Source organism: Streptomyces sp. NPDC093510, from assembly GCF_040683555.1.
In the GTDB taxonomy this organism is placed as follows: domain Bacteria; phylum Actinomycetota; class Actinomycetes; order Streptomycetales; family Streptomycetaceae; genus Streptomyces.
Genome location: NZ_JBFBEE010000007.1, coordinates 252553 through 269832, shown reverse-complemented (window position 1 = coordinate 269832; position 17280 = coordinate 252553). Strand labels below are relative to the sequence as shown.

Annotated in this window: 13 protein-coding genes; 8 read left to right on the top strand and 5 right to left on the bottom strand. The window is 70.9% G+C overall.

The features are described 5' to 3' along the window. Positions 1–16: 16 nt before the first annotated feature. Positions 17–1582, bottom strand: a complete 1566-nt coding sequence (locus AB0N81_RS13865; protein WP_365358017.1) for a M1 family metallopeptidase — start codon at positions 1580–1582, stop codon at positions 17–19. Between the two features lie 202 nt (positions 1583–1784). Between AB0N81_RS13865 and AB0N81_RS13860 the strand changes: the two genes are divergently transcribed. The 5 genes from AB0N81_RS13860 to AB0N81_RS13840 all read left to right on the top strand — a co-directional run bounded on the left by AB0N81_RS13860 (position 1785) and on the right by AB0N81_RS13840 (position 10221). Next, complete coding sequence (locus AB0N81_RS13860) at positions 1785–3755, top strand: Xaa-Pro dipeptidyl-peptidase (RefSeq protein ID WP_365358016.1); 1971 nt, start codon at positions 1785–1787, stop codon at positions 3753–3755. Next, on the top strand, positions 3752–5032 hold the full coding sequence (locus tag AB0N81_RS13855; RefSeq protein WP_365358015.1) for a M14 family metallocarboxypeptidase: 1281 nt from the start codon (positions 3752–3754) through the stop codon (positions 5030–5032). Before AB0N81_RS13860 ends, AB0N81_RS13855 begins: the two co-directional genes overlap by 4 nt. Positions 5033–5166: 134 nt before the next feature. Next, positions 5167–6846 carry a BCCT family transporter gene (locus AB0N81_RS13850; protein ID WP_365358104.1) on the top strand — a complete coding sequence of 560 codons (1680 nt, stop codon included), beginning with the start codon at positions 5167–5169 and terminating at the stop codon, positions 6844–6846. 213 nt (positions 6847–7059) lie between these two features. After that, on the top strand, positions 7060–8100 hold the full coding sequence (locus AB0N81_RS13845; protein WP_365358014.1) for an oxidoreductase: 1041 nt from the start codon (positions 7060–7062) through the stop codon (positions 8098–8100). Between the two features lie 477 nt (positions 8101–8577). Then, complete coding sequence (locus tag AB0N81_RS13840; protein ID WP_365358013.1) at positions 8578–10221, top strand: ABC-F family ATP-binding cassette domain-containing protein; 1644 nt, start codon at positions 8578–8580, stop codon at positions 10219–10221. Positions 10222–10288: 67 nt separating this feature from the next. On the opposite strand, the gene AB0N81_RS13835 is transcribed toward AB0N81_RS13840, so the two are convergent. The 3 genes from AB0N81_RS13835 to AB0N81_RS13825 all read right to left on the bottom strand — a co-directional run bounded on the left by AB0N81_RS13835 (position 10289) and on the right by AB0N81_RS13825 (position 13957). Further along, complete coding sequence (locus AB0N81_RS13835; RefSeq protein WP_365358012.1) at positions 10289–12697, bottom strand: Tex family protein; 2409 nt, start codon at positions 12695–12697, stop codon at positions 10289–10291. A gap of 66 nt (positions 12698–12763) precedes the next feature. Further along, on the bottom strand, positions 12764–12940 hold the full coding sequence (locus tag AB0N81_RS13830) for an LPFR motif small protein (protein ID WP_365358011.1): 177 nt from the start codon (positions 12938–12940) through the stop codon (positions 12764–12766). Positions 12941–13054: 114 nt separating this feature from the next. Beyond that, a complete protein-coding gene (locus AB0N81_RS13825) occupies positions 13055–13957 on the bottom strand; it encodes a hypothetical protein (RefSeq protein WP_365358010.1) in 903 nt (300 codons plus the stop codon). 115 nt (positions 13958–14072) lie between these two features. Here AB0N81_RS13825 and AB0N81_RS13820 point away from each other — a divergent pair, with 115 nt between their 5' ends. Further along, positions 14073–15062 (top strand): GlxA family transcriptional regulator, encoded by a 990-nt coding sequence (locus AB0N81_RS13820; RefSeq protein WP_365358009.1) that lies wholly within the window; start codon positions 14073–14075, stop codon positions 15060–15062. A gap of 7 nt (positions 15063–15069) precedes the next feature. Next, entirely contained in the window at positions 15070–15702 is a 633-nt protein-coding gene (locus AB0N81_RS13815; RefSeq protein WP_365358008.1) for a DJ-1/PfpI family protein, read from the top strand. Positions 15703–15706: 4 nt separating this feature from the next. On the opposite strand, the gene AB0N81_RS13810 is transcribed toward AB0N81_RS13815, so the two are convergent. Continuing rightward, positions 15707–16459 carry an enoyl-CoA hydratase/isomerase family protein gene (locus tag AB0N81_RS13810; protein WP_365358007.1) on the bottom strand — a complete coding sequence of 251 codons (753 nt, stop codon included), beginning with the start codon at positions 16457–16459 and terminating at the stop codon, positions 15707–15709. Positions 16460–16543: 84 nt separating this feature from the next. Here AB0N81_RS13810 and AB0N81_RS13805 point away from each other — a divergent pair, with 84 nt between their 5' ends. Beyond that, on the top strand, positions 16544–17209 hold the full coding sequence (locus tag AB0N81_RS13805; protein WP_365358103.1) for an HdeD family acid-resistance protein: 666 nt from the start codon (positions 16544–16546) through the stop codon (positions 17207–17209). Positions 17210–17280: the final 71 nt, after the last annotated feature.

Sequence of the window (17280 nt, the reverse complement as noted above, 5' to 3'; positions counted from 1 at the left end):
GCGGCGCACCCGGTCGTCAGTGACCGTGCTCGTGCTTGTCGTGCTTGTCGTGCTTGTCGTGCTTGTTGTTCTTCGCGTGCTCCTGGCCGTGTCCGTGGTCGTGCACCCCGTTCGTCGCGGCGATCTCCTTCCACGACTTCGGCTTGACCGGCGCGGCCTTCGAGCGGGCGATCCCGGCCTCCCGCACGGCGGGGGCGTCCGGGCGCGACGGCTGGTAGAGCCAGGTGTCGAACAGCTCGGCGAGCGGCTTGCCGGAGATCTTCTCGGCGTACTTCACGAAGTCGCCGACCTTGGCGTTGCCGTAGGCGTGCTTCTGCGGCCACCCCTTCAGGATCGCGAAGAACGCGTCGTCGCCGATCTCGTTGCGCAGCGCCTGCAGAGCCAGCGCGCCCCGGTCGTAGACCGCGCCGTGGAACTGGTTGTCGGGGCCCGGGTCGCCCGGCTTGACCTTCCAGAACGGGTCGTCCGCGGGGCGCAGGGAGTACACGTAGTCCGCCAGCTCCTGCGCGGTGCCCTCGCCCTCCTTCTCCGACCACAGCCACTGGCTGTAGCGGGCGAAGCCCTCGTTGACCCAGATGTCCTTCCAGCCGTCGACGGAGACGCTGTCGCCGTACCACTGGTGGGCGATCTCGTGGACGACGATCGACGCGTTGGAGCCGTTCGCGAACGCGGCGGGGCTGTAGAAGGGCCGGGTCTGGGTCTCCAGGGCGTAACTGCTCTTCACGTTCGGCACGTACCCGCCGAGCGCGTTGAAGGGGTACTTCCCGAAGACCGTCTCGAGCCACTCGGTGATCTCGGTGGTCCGCTCGATGCTCGCCCGCGCCGCACCGGCGTTGTCGCCCAGATCCTTGCTGTACGCGTTGAGGACGGGCAGACCGCTCTCGGTCTTGTCGGTCGTGATGTCGAACTTGCCGACCGCGAGCGTCGCGAGGTAGCTGGCCTGCGGCTTGTTCGACCGCCAGTTGTAGCGGGTCCAGCCGAGGCGCGAACTCTGCGACTGGAGCACGCCGTTGGAGATCGCCTGAGTGCCGTCGGGCACGGAGACGGACACGTCGTACGTGGCCTTGTCCAGCGGGTGGTCGTTGGAGGGGAACCACCACACGGCGGCCTCCGGCTCCTGCGCCGCGACACCGCCGTCCGGCGTCCGGTGCCAGGCCGTGTAGCCGTTGATCTTCAGCTCGGACGGCTTGCCCGCGTACCGTACGACGACCGTGATCGGCGTGCCCTTGGGCAGCCCGGCCGGCGGCGTGATCTCCAGCTCCTGGTCGCCGGTCTTCTTGAACTTCGCCTTCTTGCCGTTGACCCGCACCTCGGAGACCTTGAGCCCGAAGTCGAGGTTGAAGCGCGAGAGGTCCTGCGTGGTGCGGGCGTTGAGCGTCGCCGTGCCTTCGAGAAGGTCCGTCTTGGGCTGGTACTTCAGCCGCAGGTCGTAGTGCGAGACGTCGTATCCGCCGTTGCCGCTCGCCGGGTAGTAGGGGTCGCCGATGCCCGGCGCCCCGGGCGAGAAGTCCGCGGCCGATGCCGGGATCGCCAGCAGAAGAGAGGCCGCGAGCGCGCCCGGGGCGATGAGTCTGCGGTGCACAAGAGCTCCAAGTCGTAGGGGCAAAACATCTGTTCGTCTTGGTCGTGAAGCCTATTCAGCCCCGCCCGTACCCGTCATGTCCATGGCCCCGGACGTCACACGATCGCCATTCGGCCGACATGTGCCTGGATGTCCCACGCACCTGTCATTGCCGCGTGCGGCCCCCTGTCGCACGGGAGTTCACCGGTGTACCTTCCGCGCCATGCCGATACGTGCGCGACGCACCCGCGTCCTGTGGAGAACGCTGCTGACGGCGGCCCTGGCCGCCCTGATGGCCACCCTCATGTCCCCGGGCGCGGCGCAGGGGGCCGGTCCGGCCCCGCGCACACCGGGCGAGAGCAGACCCGTGTACTCGTACGAGGACGCGATACGCGAATCCGTATGGGTCGACACCAGGATCGACGGCGACGCGGACGGCAGGACCGACCGCGTCGCCGTCGACATCGTCAGACCCCGTGAACTCGACCGCACGGGCCGCCGCATACCCGTGATCATGGACGCGAGTCCGTACTACGCCTGCTGCGGACGAGGCAACGAGAGCCAGAAGAAGACGTACGACGAGAACGGGAACCCCGTCCGCTTCCCGCTGTACTACGACAACTACTTCGTGCCCCGGGGCTACGGCTATGTCGCCGTCGACCTCGCCGGCACCAACCGCTCCGACGGCTGCGTCGACGTAGGCGGCCGCTCCGACGTCCAGTCGGCCAAGGCCGTCGTCGACTGGCTGAACGGCCGCGCCCGCGGCTACACCACCCGCACCGGGAAGGAGCGCACGAACGCGTCCTGGTCCAACGGCGCCACCGGAATGATCGGCAAGAGCTACGACGGAACCGTCGCGCAGGGCGTGGCCGCCACCGGAGTGCCGGGGCTCAAGACCATCGTGCCGATCGGCGCCATCTCCTCCTGGTACGACTACTACTTCGCCAAGGGCGCCCCCCTCTACGACGGCGGCCCCGAGTGGCTCTCGGACTACGTGGAGAGCCCCGAGGCCCGCGCCCGCTGCGGCGCCGTGCAGCAGCGGCTGATCGACGGGGCGCCCCGCACCGGCGACTGGACCAGGCTGTGGAGCGAGCGCAACCACGTCCCGGACGCCGACAAGGTGCGCGCCAGCGTCTTCGTCGTCCACGGCATGCAGGACCTCAACGTCCGCACCAAGCACTTCGGCCAGTGGTGGGACGCGCTCGCGGAGAACGGCGTCGACCGCAAGATCTGGCTCAGCCAGACCGGCCACGTCGACCCGTTCGACTTCCGCCGCGCCGACTGGGTGCGCACGCTGCACCGCTGGTTCGACCACGAACTCCTCGGCTACGACAACGGCGTCGACCGCGAACCGATGGCCGACATCGAGCGCGCCCCGGACCGCTGGAGCACCGACCGCGTCTGGCCCCCGCGCTCCACGCACGCCGTCAAGCTCCGCCCCGCCAAGGGCGCTGCACCCGGCGTCGGCACCCTCGGCACCCGCCCCGGCAAGGGCACCGAGACCTTCACCGACGACCCGGCCCTGAGCGAGACCGACTGGGCCGCCCGGATCGACACATCGACACCCGGCAAGGCCGGCTTCGTCAGCAAGCCCCTCGCGCGCGACCTGCGCCTGTCCGGCTCCTCCAAGGTGACCGTCACCGCGACCCCGACGACCCGCACCGCCCACCTCTCAGCGGTCCTCGTCGACCTCGGACCCGACACCATCCGCGACTACGCCGCGGCGGGCGAGGGCATCACCACCCTCCCCGAACGCACCTGCTGGGGCGCGAGCACCACGGGTGACAGCTCCTGCTTCAAGGAGACGCGCGCGAAATCCGCCGACGTCGACTACACCATCTTCAGCCGTGGCTGGGCCGACCTCGGCAACTGGGCCGACGCCCGGCGCGGCCGCCCCCTCACCCCGGGCAAGCCGCACACCATCACCCTCGACCTCGCCGCGACCGACCACGTCGTGCCGAAGGGGCACCGGCTCGCGCTGATCGTCGCGGGCACCGACAAGAACCTGATCGAACCTCCCGCCGATACCCCGACGCTCACCCTCGACCTGGCCCGTACGTCGGCGAAACTCCCGCTGGTCGGTGGCCTCGGCGCGTTCACCACCTCCGCACCCGTCCCGCCCGCCGACTCCCGTCTCGACGGCGTGGCCCCGCCGCGTCAGCTCACCCCCATCCCCGGAGGCACCACTTCATGACACCGCGCATCCGCACCCTGGCGCTCGCCTGTGCCGCCACCGCGCTCGCCGCACCGCTCCTGACGGCGCCCGCACAGGCGACGCCGACCCCGCCCCGTACCGGATTCGAGGAGACGAACGGCGCGCGCTGGACCAGCCAGCCCGAGGAACAGGACCTGCTCGCCACCGTGGACAGGTCCGCGAAGAGAGTCTCGGTCGCCCGAATAGGCACCACCAAGCAGGACCGCCCTGTTCAGCTGGTCCGCATCGGCGAACGGCAGACGAAGAACACCGTGTTGCTGATCTGCAGCCAGCACGGCGACGAGCCCTCGGGCCGCGAGGCATGCCTCTCCACGATCCGCGACCTCGCCTACGCGAAGGACAAGAAGACCAAACGTTTCCTCTCCCGCACCACGCTCCTCGTCGTGCCCACCGCCAACCCGGACGGTCGCGCCGCCGACACCCGCGGCAACTCCGACGGCGTCGACATCAACCGAGACCACCTCTCCTTGCAGACCGCTGAGGCCCGCGCCATGGCCGCCGTCATCCGCGACCACAAGCCGGACGTCATCTACGACCTGCACGAGTATGGCGCCACCCCCAAGTACTACGACAAGGACCTGTTCGACCTCTGGCCGCGCAACCTCAACACCGACGAGGCCGTGCACGGCGAGGCGCAGACCCTGTCGAAGGCGTATGTGCGACCGGCGGCCGAGCACGACGGCTACACCACCGGCACGTACGGCATCTGGACCGACCCCGTCACCGGTGAGCCGATCAAGCAGGTCGCGGGCGACGGCCAGGAGCGCATCCTGCGCAACATGTCCGGCATCAAGCACGCCGCGGGCCTGCTGATAGAGAGCCGCGTCGACGCCCTCACCGAGGCCGAGAAGAAGGACGAGGCGCTGAACAACCGGCGCCGCGTCACCTCCCAGCGCTCGGCGCTCGGCGGCCTGTTCGACTACACGGACGAACGCCGCCGGCAGCTGGAGGCGGCCACCGGCGCGGCCCGCGCGGAGGGCTACCGCGACCGCGGCCCTGTCTACGTCGGCGGCGCCGACAACGACCCCGCCGAGCCGTCCGAGACGATCCAGAACCCGCCCTGCGGCTACCGCCTGAACGCCGCCCAGTACACCGACATCAAGGACGAACTGGCCCTGCACGGCGTCACCGTGAAGCGCCTCAAGTCCGGCGCGTACGTCCCGCTGCTGCAATCGGCACGGGCCCTCGTACCGCTGCTGCTCGACGAACGTGCGCCGTATCACATGGTCACAGGTCGACCCGACATGGTCTGTTGAGAAGGTGAGAGGTGCGTCACATGTGGTAGGGGGTAGCGGAGAACAAAGTCTCGACCCAATCGACCCCTTGAAAGGTGTCACTTGTGACGCAGGATCAGCATAAAGCGGACGACGGAGGAGGGTCGCAGGAGATCATGGCGCCCGCCTCCGGCGGCCGTTCCCCACAGACGGACCGGGTGGTCTTCGGCGTCACAGCCGTACTCACCCTCGCGTTCGTGATCTGGGGCGCGGTCTCCACGGACTCGCTCGAGAATGTCTCCACGGACATGCTCAACGGTCTGATGCACAACGGCGGTTGGTTCTTCATGCTGACCGCCACCGGATTCGTGGTCTTCGCGCTCTGGCTGGCGGTCAGCCGGTACGGGAAGATCACGCTCGGCCGTGAGGGCGAGGACCCGGAGTTCCGCACCATCTCGTGGGTCGCCATGATGTTCAGCGCCGGTATGGGCATCGGCCTGATGTTCTACGGGGTCAGCGAACCCCTGGCCCACTTCACCACGCCACCGCCGGGCACCGACCCGGCGGACGCGCCCGCGGCGATGGAGACCGCTATGGCCACCACCCTCTTCCACTGGACGCTCCACCCGTGGGCGATCTACGCGGTCGTGGGCCTCGCCATCGCCTACAGCACCTTCCGCCGCAACCGGCGCCAGACCATCAGCGCCGTCTTCGAGCCGCTCATCGGCAAGAAGCACGCCCGCGGCGCCTGGGGCCGGGTCATCGACATCCTCGCCATCTTCGCCACGCTCTTCGGCTCCGCCGCCTCGCTGGGCCTCGGCGCCCTGCAGATCGGCAGCGGCATGGAAGAGCTCGACTGGATGGAGACCGCGGGCACCGGCCTGCTCGTCGTGATCATCGCCGTGCTGTCCCTGGCGTTCGTGGCGTCCGCCGTCTCCGGTGTGGAGAAGGGCGTGCAGTGGCTCTCCAACATCAACATGGTGCTTGCCGGGCTCCTCGTCCTCTTCGTCTTCATCGCGGGCCCGACGGTCATCATCCTCGACATGGTGCCCACGTCGATCGGCGCCTACCTCAACGACCTGCCGCAGCTCATCGGCCGCACCGAGGCCTCCAGCGGCAAGGGCGTGGCGGACTGGCTGAGCAGCTGGACGGTCTTCTACTGGGCCTGGTGGATCTCCTGGACGCCCTTCGTCGGCATGTTCATCGCGCGCATCAGCCGCGGCCGTACGGTCCGTCAGTTCGTCGGCGGCGTCATGCTGGTGCCCAGCACCGTCAGCCTCATCTGGTTCGCGGTGTTCGGCGGCAGCGCCATGACCGTCTCCGAGCGCGGCGGGCTCAAGGGCGACATGTCGCAGGAGGCGCAGCTCTTCGGCCTGCTCAACGAGTATCCGATCGCCACCGTGACCAGCCTCCTCGTGATGATCCTCGTCGGCATCTTCTTCGTCTCCGGAGCCGACGCCGCGTCCATCGTGATGGGCACGCTCTCCCAGAAGGGCGCCCTCGAACCCGGCCGGTTCGTCGTCATCTTCTGGGGCATCGTGACAGGCGCCGTAGCCGCGGTCATGCTGCTGATCGGCGACGGCTCGGACGACGCGCTGACCGGTCTGCGCAACCTCACGATCCTGGTCGCCGCACCGTTCACCCTCGTCATGATCGGCATGTGCGTCTCCCTGATGCGGGACCTGCGCCACGACCCGCTGATCGTGCGCGGCGAGCACGGCACGGAGGTCCTGGAGAAGGCCGTCATCGCCGGCCACGAGCACCACGACGGTGACTTCGAGCTCCGGATCGGCCCCGCCACTGACGACAACGGCGACGGCCCGGAACAGGACAACGACCCGGCCGAGACCCGCTGACCGGCAGCCTCAGGAGGCGGCGCCGCCCAGCCGCGCCGCCTCCTGGGGGCACCCACGAGGCCGCTCGTCCAGCCACGTCCCGACACGTAAACCATCGACCATGCGTACGCCCCACGCCCCCAGCCCCCCAAACACGGCACCCGCGAGCTCTCCCGGTCCGCGGAATCTGAGATGCCGTGCTCACATCAGGCGTCAGGTGGGGATACTCACAGCATGTCTGCCGAGTACGCGACCTTCGGTCTGGCACCGGCCATGCGCGCCGGTGGAGTTCTCGCCAACGGTGACTACCAAGTGCACCGCGATTTCGTCGACTTCATCGTGAACGGGCGCCCCCTCCTCTTTCAGCTGTCCGACCTCGACGCGGTGTCGCCGCTGGCCGCCGACATCCCGCCGGCGATCTTCACCGCCCACGTCCGCAGGCTGCTCCTGGAGGCACAGGCGCCGCTGAGCGACGGGCGGTACGTCATCTACGGCTGCCCCGAGTGCGAGGGGCTCGAGTGCGGCGCGGTCACGGCGGTGATCGAGCGAACCACCGACGGCGAGGACGGCAGCGACGACTTCGTATGGCGCGACTTCGCCTGGCAGACGGCCGAACCCGCCGACCTGGAGCTCAACGGCTACCACGGCATAGGGCCCTTCCGCTTCCGGGGCGCCGAATACCGGGCCGCGCTCGGCCAGTTGCTCTCCGAGGGGGAGCGGCAGGTCCGCCGCCGGGTCCTGCTGATCGGCGCCCGCGTGGCGGTCCTCGCCAAGCTGGCGGCGGCGCTCCGCACGATCGGCATCGGCGCGGAGATCGCCGCGGACGCGACGGGAGTCCCACGGGACGAACTCCGCACGTACGGAGCGGTCGCCTTCGGCCCCACGATCCCCGACGACACCCGCCGGTCCGTACGGTCGGCGTTCGACGCGGCCGGCGTCCAGGTCGCCTACGTCGACGGTCTCGCCCCGATCATCCCGCTCCTCGTCGCCCAGATCGAGTACGCGCTGGACAGCAGCCCCCAGGAACAACGCCGCCTCACCCGCCTCACGGCGGACCCGACCTCGGCGGAACTGGACATCACGTCGACGTGCCGCGTCCAGCTGACGGCATACCGGACGGACCGCCTGTCCCGCACCCACATCCACGAGGTCTTCGACGAGGTCCTGGAACCGGGCCACCACACCGTCCCCCTCACCCCCAAGGCCACCAAGGGCAACGCCTACGTAGTGGCCCGAACCTCCACAAGCGTCCTGGTGACCCCCACCACCCCCTAGACAGCCCGGACCCCGTGACGCCCGGGCACAGGCACCCCCACCGGCGGTCAGCCGCGAAACCGGCCCGAGGACCATGGCGCCCGGGCATCGGCACCCCCACAGGGCCGCATCCGCGACTCCGCCCCGAGGGGCCGTGGGACCGGGCGCAGACACGCCCCACCGGGCCGCAGCCGCAAACGCGTCCCGAGGGGCCGTGGGCCGGGCGCCGCCAGCCCCCACCGGGCCGCAGTCGCGCAACCGGCCCGAGGGGACGTGGGGGTATGTGCGCACGGAGCACCGAGCACACTGTGGCGTCTTTGGACTTGAGGCGTGACGCAGGGATAGCGAGTACGTACATACCCCCACGGCCCCGCCCCACAGACGCAGCAGGCGCAGGACCCGCCCAAGGCGCCCCCGCCAGACCACGCCAGACCCCGCCAGCCCCCGACCGAAATCCGGTGCACCCCCCACCCACCCCTCACCTACAATCACCCCTTGATGACCGCTACTCTCGTCGCCAAAGATCTCGCCGCCGGCCACGGCGACCGCACCCTGTTCTCCGGACTCGACCTGGTCGTCGCCCCCGGCGACGTCATCGGCCTGGTCGGTGCCAACGGGGCGGGCAAGTCCACCCTGCTCAGGCTGCTCGCGGGGCTCGACACCCCCGAGGGAGGCGAGCTGAGGCTCTCGCCACCCACCGCGTCCGTGGGACACCTCCCACAGGAGCCGGACCGCCGCCCCGGCGAGAGCATCCGCGCCTTCCTGGCCCGCCGCACCGGCGTGGCCGAGGCGCAGCGCCTCATGGACGACGCCACGCAAGGCCTCGTGGACGGCGCCCCCGGCGCGGACGACGCGTACGCCGTCAGCCTGGAGCGCTGGCTGGCGCTAGGCGGCGCGGACCTCGACGAGCGCGCCGAGGAGGTCGCCGACTCGCTCGGCCTCGCCGTGGGCCTGGACCAGCCGATGACATCGCTCTCCGGAGGCCAGGCGGCCCGCGCGGGCCTCGCCTCCCTCCTCCTCTCCCGCTACGACGTGTTCCTCCTGGACGAGCCGACCAACGACCTCGACCTGGCGGGCCTGGAACGCCTGGAGGGCTTCGTACGAGGGCTGCGCGCCGGCACCGTCGTCGTCAGCCACGACCGCGAGTTCCTCACCCGCACCGTCACCAAGGTCCTCGAACTCGACCTGGCCCAGCAGCAGATCAACATCTACGGCGGCGGCTACGACGCGTACCTGGAGGAGCGGGAGACGGCCCGCCGGCACGCCCGCGACGACTTCGAGGAGTACGCGGACAAGAAGGCCGCGCTCCAGAGCCGCGCCCAGATGCAGCGCTCCTGGATGGACAAGGGCGTCAAGAACGCCCGCCGAAAGGCGGGCGACAACGACAAGATCGGCCGGAAGTTCCGCAGCGACGCCAGCGAGAAGCAGGCCGCCAAGGCCCGCCAGACGCAGCGCATGCTGGAGCGCCTCGACGTCGTCGAGGAACCCCGCAAGGAGTGGGAGCTCCACATGGAGATCGCGGCGGCCCCGCGCTCCGGCACGGTCGTCGCGAGCCTGCGCGACGCGGAGGTGCACCGGGGCGCGTTCACGCTCGGCCCCGTCACCCTGCAGATCGACTGGGCGGACCGCGTGGCGATCACGGGTGCGAACGGCTCGGGCAAGTCGACGCTGCTGGCCGCTCTCCTGGAACGCGTCCCGCTGGACGCGGGCCACGCCGCTCTCGGCTCGGGCGTCCTGGTGGGCGAGGTCGACCAGGCCCGCGCGCTGTTCCACGGCAAGGAGTCCTTGCTGGACGCGTTCTGCGCGGCCGTCCCGGACACGGAACCCGCCGAGGTCCGCACGCTGCTCGCCAAGTTCGGCCTGAAGGCGGATCACGTGCTGCGCTCGGCGGCCACGCTTTCTCCCGGCGAGCGGACCCGCGCGGCCCTCGCCCTGCTCCAGGGCCGCGGCGTCAACCTCCTGGTCCTCGACGAGCCGACGAACCACCTGGACCTGCCCGCGATCGAGCAGTTGGAGTCGGCCCTGGAGTCCTATGAGGGCACGCTGCTCCTGGTCACGCACGACCGCAGGATGCTCGACGCGGTCCGGGTGACCCGCCGCCTGGAGGTGGCGGAGGGCAAAGTGGCAGAACTGCCCCTCTGACCTCCGCCGCTTCAACCGGCCCCGGTTCAACCCACTCCGGATTCAACCGGCCCCGAGATCCGGCGCGTCAGCGCCGCTTCGGGTCCACGAGCCCGGCCCGCCGCAGCGCCTCGGCCATCGCGTCGTTGGCGGGCGGCGGCCCCTGCCGCTGCCGCTTCTGCCCGCGCTGCCCCTGCCCCTGACCCTGCTGGCGCCGGCCCTGACCGCCGCCCTGGCTCTGCTGCCGCTGCTGGGGCGGGCGGCCCCCGCCCCGCTTCGGCTGCTCGTCGCCCGGGGCCGACGCGTTCGCCTCGTCGTCCAGACGGAGCGTCAGCGAGATCCGCTTGCGCGGGATGTCGACGTCCATGACCTTCACCTTGACGATGTCGCCGGGCTTCACGACATCCCGCGGGTCCTTGACGAACGTCTTGGACATGGCGGACACGTGCACCAGGCCGTCCTGGTGGACGCCCACGTCCACGAAGGCGCCGAACGCCGCCACGTTCGTGACGACGCCTTCGAGCACCATTCCGGCGGCCAGGTCGGAGATCTTCTCCACGCCGTCCTTGAACGTCGCCGTCTTGAAGGCGGGACGCGGGTCGCGCCCGGGCTTCTCCAGCTCCTTCAGGATGTCGGTGACCGTGGGCAGTCCGAAGACGTCGTCCACGAACTCGTCGGCCTTCAGCGAGCGCAGCGTGGCCGTGTTGCCGATCAGCGAAGCGACCTGGCCGCCCGCCGACTTCACCATCTTGCGCACCACGGGGTACGCCTCGGGGTGCACGCTGGAGGCGTCCAGCGGGTCGTCGCCGCCGCGGATGCGGAGGAAGCCCGCACACTGCTCGTACGCCTTCGGGCCGAGCCGGGCCACGTCCTTGAGGCCCTTGCGGCTCTTGAAGGGGCCGTTCGCGTCGCGGTGCGCCACGATGTTCTCCGCGAGGCCCGCGCCGATACCGGAGACACGGGCGAGGAGCGGGGCGGACGCGGTGTTCACGTCCACGCCCACGCCGTTCACACAGTCCTCGACGACCGCGTCGAGCGAGCGCGACAGCTTCACTTCCGACAGGTCGTGCTGGTACTGGCCGACGCCGATCGACTTGGGGTCGATCTTCACGAGCTCGGCCAGCGGGTCCTGGAGGCGCCGCGCGATGGAGACCGCGCCGCGGATCGACACATCGAGGTCCGGCAGCTCCTGCGAGGCGAAGGCCGACGCCGAGTACACGGATGCGCCCGCCTCGGAGACCATCACCTTGGTGAGGTTCAACTCCGGGTGCTTGGCGATGAGTTCACCGGCGAGCTTGTCGGTCTCGCGCGATGCCGTGCCGTTCCCGATGGCGATCAGGTCGACCGAGTGCTCCTGGGCGAGCCTCGCGAGCGTCGCGAGGGACTGGTCCCACTTGTTCGCCGGGACGTGCGGGTGGATCGTGTCGGTCGCGACGACCTTGCCGGTGGCGTCGACGACGGCGACCTTCACCCCCGTACGGAACCCGGGGTCGAGGCCCAGCGTCGCGCGCGTGCCCGCGGGCGCCGCGAGCAGCAGGTCGCGCAGGTTCGACGCGAAGACCCGGACCGCCTCGTCCTCGGCGGCCGTCCGCAGCCGCAGCCGCAGGTCGATCCCGAGGTGCACGAGAATCCGGGTGCGCCAGGACCAACGCACCGTGTCCTGGAGCCACTTGTCGCCCGGGCGCCCCCGGTCGGCGACCCCGAAGCGCTGGGCGACGATGCCCTCGTAGGAGGACGGGCCCTCCGTGGCTTCCTCCGGTTCGAGGACGAGATCCAGGACGTCCTCCTTCTCGCCGCGCAGCATGGCGAGGATGCGGTGCGAGGGCAGCTCGGTGAAGGGCTCGGCGAAGTCGAAGTAGTCGGCGAACTTGGCGCCCGCCTCCTCCTTGCCGTCCCGGACCTTCGCGGCGAGGCGGCCGCGCACCCACATGCGCTCGCGCAGCTCACCGATCAGGTCGGCGTCCTCGGAGAACCGCTCGGCGAGGATCGCCCGCGCCCCGTCCAGGGCGGCCTGCGGGTCCGCGACGCCCTTGTCGGCGTCCACGAACGCGGCGGCCGCGGCCTGCGGTTCCACGGTCGGGTCCGAGAGCAGCCCGTCGGCCAGCGGCTCCAGGCCCGCCTCGCGGGCGATCTGTGCCTTCGTACGCCGCTTCGGCTTGAACGGCAGGTAGATGTCCTCGAGCCGCGCCTTGGTGTCCGCCTCGCGGATGCGCGCCTCGAGATCGTCGGTGAGCTTGCCCTGCTCACGGACGGATTCGAGGATCGCGGCGCGCCGGTCCTCCAGTTCGCGCAGGTAGCGCAGCCGCTCCTCGAGCGTGCGCAGCTGCGCGTCGTCGAGCATCTCGGTCGCTTCCTTGCGGTAGCGCGCGATGAAGGGCACCGTGGAGCCGCCGTCGAGCAGGTCGACGGCGGCCTTCACCTGCCGCTCCCGTACGCCGAGCTCCTCGGCGATCCTGCTTTCGATGGACGCTGGGGTGGACGTCTTCAAAGCTGCCACGTTCCGGTACCGCCTTCTCGCTGAGGTTGCCGGGCAATTGTGGCAGGTGGCGCCGACAGAGGGTGATCAGACCCGGCGGGCCCGGCCCATGCGCCCCGATCGGCGGCCGGTACTGCGCCCGCCACGCCTGGTGGAACTGGAAGCCCCGCCGAACAGCCGGGCCACGGCCCGGAACGGCAGGGTGACGACGGTGGCGATGGCGGCGGCTATCTGGCGCAGGACGTCCGCGATGGCACGGAACATGTGAACTCCCCTTTCGTCCCCGGCGCCGCCGGGTTGGCGGGGCCGGTGGACGAACGGGTACCTCGGACGCTCCAAGGCATGCGCGCCGGGCGTGCCCGACCGGCGCGGGGCCGCTCAGCGCTTGCCGAGCAGATCCGCGGGGAACGCCCCGGCTTGCATCGCCGTGCCGATGATGAGGGTGCCGAGTTCGGTGAGCCGCTCGACGCCCGCCGCGCCCAGGTGCTCGTACGGGGCCCGGTCCAGGTGGTCGGTCCGCGACTCGATGTCCCGGCGCAGCGCCACGCCCTCCTCCGTCAACTCGCCCTCGCCGTCGAGCAGTCCGCGCCCCCGCAGCCGTTGCACGGCGGCGTCCCACTCCTCCTGGTTCCAGCCGCGGGTGGAGAAGACCCACTTCGGCCTGGTGCCCTTGCCGGTCGCGGTGTGGCTCACCAGGGCTTCGATGCCGTCGAGTCCGGCGTCGAGCAGCACGGTCAGGTGCCCGTCGCCGCGGTGCTCGCGCAGCAGCGTCGCCGCGTGCCAGTAGGCGAGGTGCGGCTCATCGGGGACGGGCAGGTCGGCGTGGGCGGCGTACAGCGGACGCGCGTCGCGGGTGCAGGCCTCGGCGGCGCGCAGCGCGAGTCCCGCGGCCTCCGCCATCTCCGGTGAGGCGATGAGCTCGTCGCCGAGGAGGCGCCGCAGCGTCGTGTCGACGGCCCGCAGACGGGCCGCGAGGACGTCCTCGGGCGAGGCGGTCCGCCACACCCGGGGGACGTGGGCGGCGACGAGCTCGTACTTGTAGTTGTAGAAGGTGGCGGCCACGGTTCCGGGGCCGACGGCTCCCAGGGCCGCCGCGCGGACGGCGAAGTTGACGGCGTGGGAATCGGTTATGCCCAAGGCGCCCAGTTCCCGTGCCACGTCGGGCGAGAAGTAGTGCGTCGAGTGCAGCGGGTTCAGCACGTTGTGACAGCGGCGTCCGGCGCGTGGTTCCAGCGCGGCGGGCACTGCCGAGGCCGTCGAGGAAGTCGTCGAAGAGGTCATGCGGGCACGATACCTACTGGTTGGTATGGGGCCACTGGGGCGGGACAGACGGATGGCAGGAAAGGTGGGTTCTTCGTCATTGCGGCCATCGCCCCGGGGGCCAAGAATCGAGGGCATGACGCAGCGAACCGTCCTGGTCGTCCTCTTCGACGACGTCCAGAGTCTCGACGTCTCGGGCCCCGCGGAGGTGTTCGCGGGCGCGGGGCACTGCCTCGGCGACCCCGGCGGCGGCTACCTCATCCGCACCGCTTCCCTGGACGGCCGCCCCGTCCGCACGTCCAGCGGCCTCACCCTGATCCCGGACTCCGCGCTCGCGGACGCCCCCACTCCGCACACGCTGCTCGTGCCGGGCGGCCCGGGCACCCGCCCGGCGGACCCGGAGCTGACCGGCTGGCTGCGCGAGAACGGCCCGCGCGCACAGCGCCTGGTGTCGGTCTGTACCGGGGCGCTCCGGCTCGCCGAGGCGGGCCTCCTGGAGGGACGCCGGGCGACGACCCACTGGGCGTACTGCGAGCGCCTCGCCGCCATGCACCCGGGCGTCGAGGTGGACCCGGACCCCATCTACGTACGCGACGGTCATGTCGCGACGTCCGCCGGTGTCACCGCGGGCATCGACCTCGCCCTGGCGCTCGTGGAGGAGGATCTGGGGCGCGAGGTGGCGCTCACGGTCGCCCGCCACCTCGTGGTCTTCCTGCGTCGCCCCGGGAACCAGGCCCAGTTCAGCGTCCAGCTCGCCGCACAGACCGCGCAGCGTGAACCGCTGCGCGAGGTCCAGCAGTGGATCACCGAGCATCCGGCCGACGACCTCTGCGTCGACGCGCTGGCCGCGCGCGCCCAGCTCTCGCCGCGTCACTTCGCCCGCGCCTTCCAGGCGGACACCGGTCTGACGCCGGGCAAGTACGTCGAGCGCGTCCGCGTCGAACACGCCCGCCGGCTCCTGGAGGACACCTCCGACGGGGTCGAGGAGATCTCGCGGGCCTGCGGCTACGGCACTCCGGAGGCCATGCGCCGCGCCTTCGTCAAGGTCCTCGGCACGGCGCCCGCCGAGTACCGCCGCCGTTTCCGCCCCGTACCGACCGCTGCATCCGCCACTTCACACCGATAGGGACACCATGCAGATAGCCATCGCCCTGTACGAGCGCTTCACCGTCCTCGACGCCATCGGCCCCTACCAGATGCTGAGCAGCCTCCCGGGCGCCGAAACCGTCTTCGTGGCCGAGCAGGCGGGCCCGGTGCGCGACGACAACGGCACCCTCGCCCTCGTCGCCGACAAGTCCTTCGCGGAGGTCCGGCGCCCCGACATCGTCGTCGTGCCCGGCGGCCCCGGACAGAGCGACCAGATGGAGAACGAGGCACTCCTCGGCTGGCTCCGCGCGGTCGACGCCACGACCACCTGGACGACGTCGGTGTGCACGGGCTCCCTCGCGCTGGCCGCCGCCGGCCTCCTGAAGGGCCGCCGCGCCACCTCGCACTGGCTCGCGCTGGCCGAACTGGACCGGCTCGGCGTCGAGTCGACGGGGGAGCGGGTCGTCTTCGACGGCAAGTACGTCACCGGGGCCGGTGTCTCCGCGGGCATCGACATGGGCCTCACCCTGGCCGGCAGGATCGCGGGCGACGAGCACGCGCAGACCGTACAGCTGCTGACCGAGTACGACCCGCGGCCGCCCTACGACGCCGGGTCCCCGGAGAAGGCGCCCGCGCACATCGTCGCGAAGTTCCGCGGCAGCAGCCGCTTCGACCAGTAGGCCATCAGCCGGCCGGCGGGCTCCAGGTGAACTCCGGCCGCCTGCGCTCCAGGAAGGCGGCGACACCCTCGGCGGTGTCGCCGCTGCCTCGCGCCTGCTCGGTCCAGTACGCGTCCCGGTCCGTGCGCCCCGTCGTGAACTCCTTCGCCGCCGCCTGCGTCAGCTGTGAGCGCGAGGCGAGGACGCGGGTGAACTCCGTGACCCGCTTGTCCAGGTCGCCCGACGGCAGCACCTCGTCCACGAGACCGGTGCGCAGCGCCCGTTCCGCGCCGATCAACTCGCCCGAGAACAGCAGGTACTTGGCGGTCGCGGGCCCCACCAGGGAGACCAGGCGCCGGGTGGACGACGCCGGATAGACGATGCCCAGCTTGGCCGGCGTGACGCCGAACGAGGCACCCTCGTCCGCGAACCGCAGATCGCACGCCCCCGCCAGCTGGGCGCCACCGCCCACGCAGTAGCCACGCACCGCCGCGAGCGTCGGCTTGGGGAAGGCCGCCAGCGCCTCCTCGGCCCGCACGGCGAGGTCCTGCGCCGTGCCGGGGGACCCGCGCAGCGAGGAGATGTCGGCGCCCGCGCAGAAGGTGTCGCCCGCGCCGGTGAGCACGACGGCGCGCACGGCCGGGTCGGCGGCGAGCGCCGCGCAGAGCGGCGGCACCTGGCGCCACATGTCCGCGGTCATGGCGTTGCGCTTGGCCGGATGGTCGATGAGGACGGTGGCGACGCCGTCCGTGACGGTGTGCCTCAGCTGCGGCTCCATGCGCCGGATGCTATCCGCACCCCTCGAACGTACGATCAAGAAGGGGTGGCACGGAAGGCTCTGCCGAGCGAGACGGAGACGCTGATGGCCGGACCGAAGGACGCCAGTACCGACAGGACCACCAGGCCCGGACCCGGCAGCGCCGGTGCCCAGGGCGACCGCCTCAGCCGCAGCTTCGGCTGGCTCGCCCTGCTCGGCGTCATCCTCGCGGTGGCCGGGATCGTGGGTCTCGTCTACACCGGCCTCGCCACCCTGACCTCGATGCTCCTGTTCGGCTGGCTCCTGCTGGTCGGCGGCATCGTCGGCCTGCTGCACGCCGTCCAGTCGCGGGGCAGCAGCTTCTTCTGGCTGGGCGTCGTGGTGGCAGCGCTGAACCTCGCGGCGGGCGTCGTGATCATCCGCAGGCCCGACGTGGCGGCGGAGGCGCTGACGATGTTCGCGGCCCTGCTCTTCCTCACCGGCGGGGTGTTCCGGCTGGTCGGCAGCCTGGTGGTGCGCGGCCCGCAGTTCGCGCTGACGCTTCTGCAGGGCGCCTTCGGGCTGCTGATCGGCATCCTGGTGCTCGCCGAGTGGCCCAGCAGCAGTCAGTACGTCATCGGGTGCTTCTTCTCCCTGACCCTGCTCTTCGACGGCCTCGGCCTGCTCGCCACGGGCATCGGCGGGCGCCGCATCGTCAGCCTCGTACAACCTGAAGAACACTTTAAGGCGGCACATCGAGGGCAGGGCGGGCAGGACCAGTCGCACAACTGACGGTGTCATGCGGCGGCGGTCAAAATGCGTCGATAGTCGCTGACTTCTGGTCAGTGGCGCGGTCCGGATCA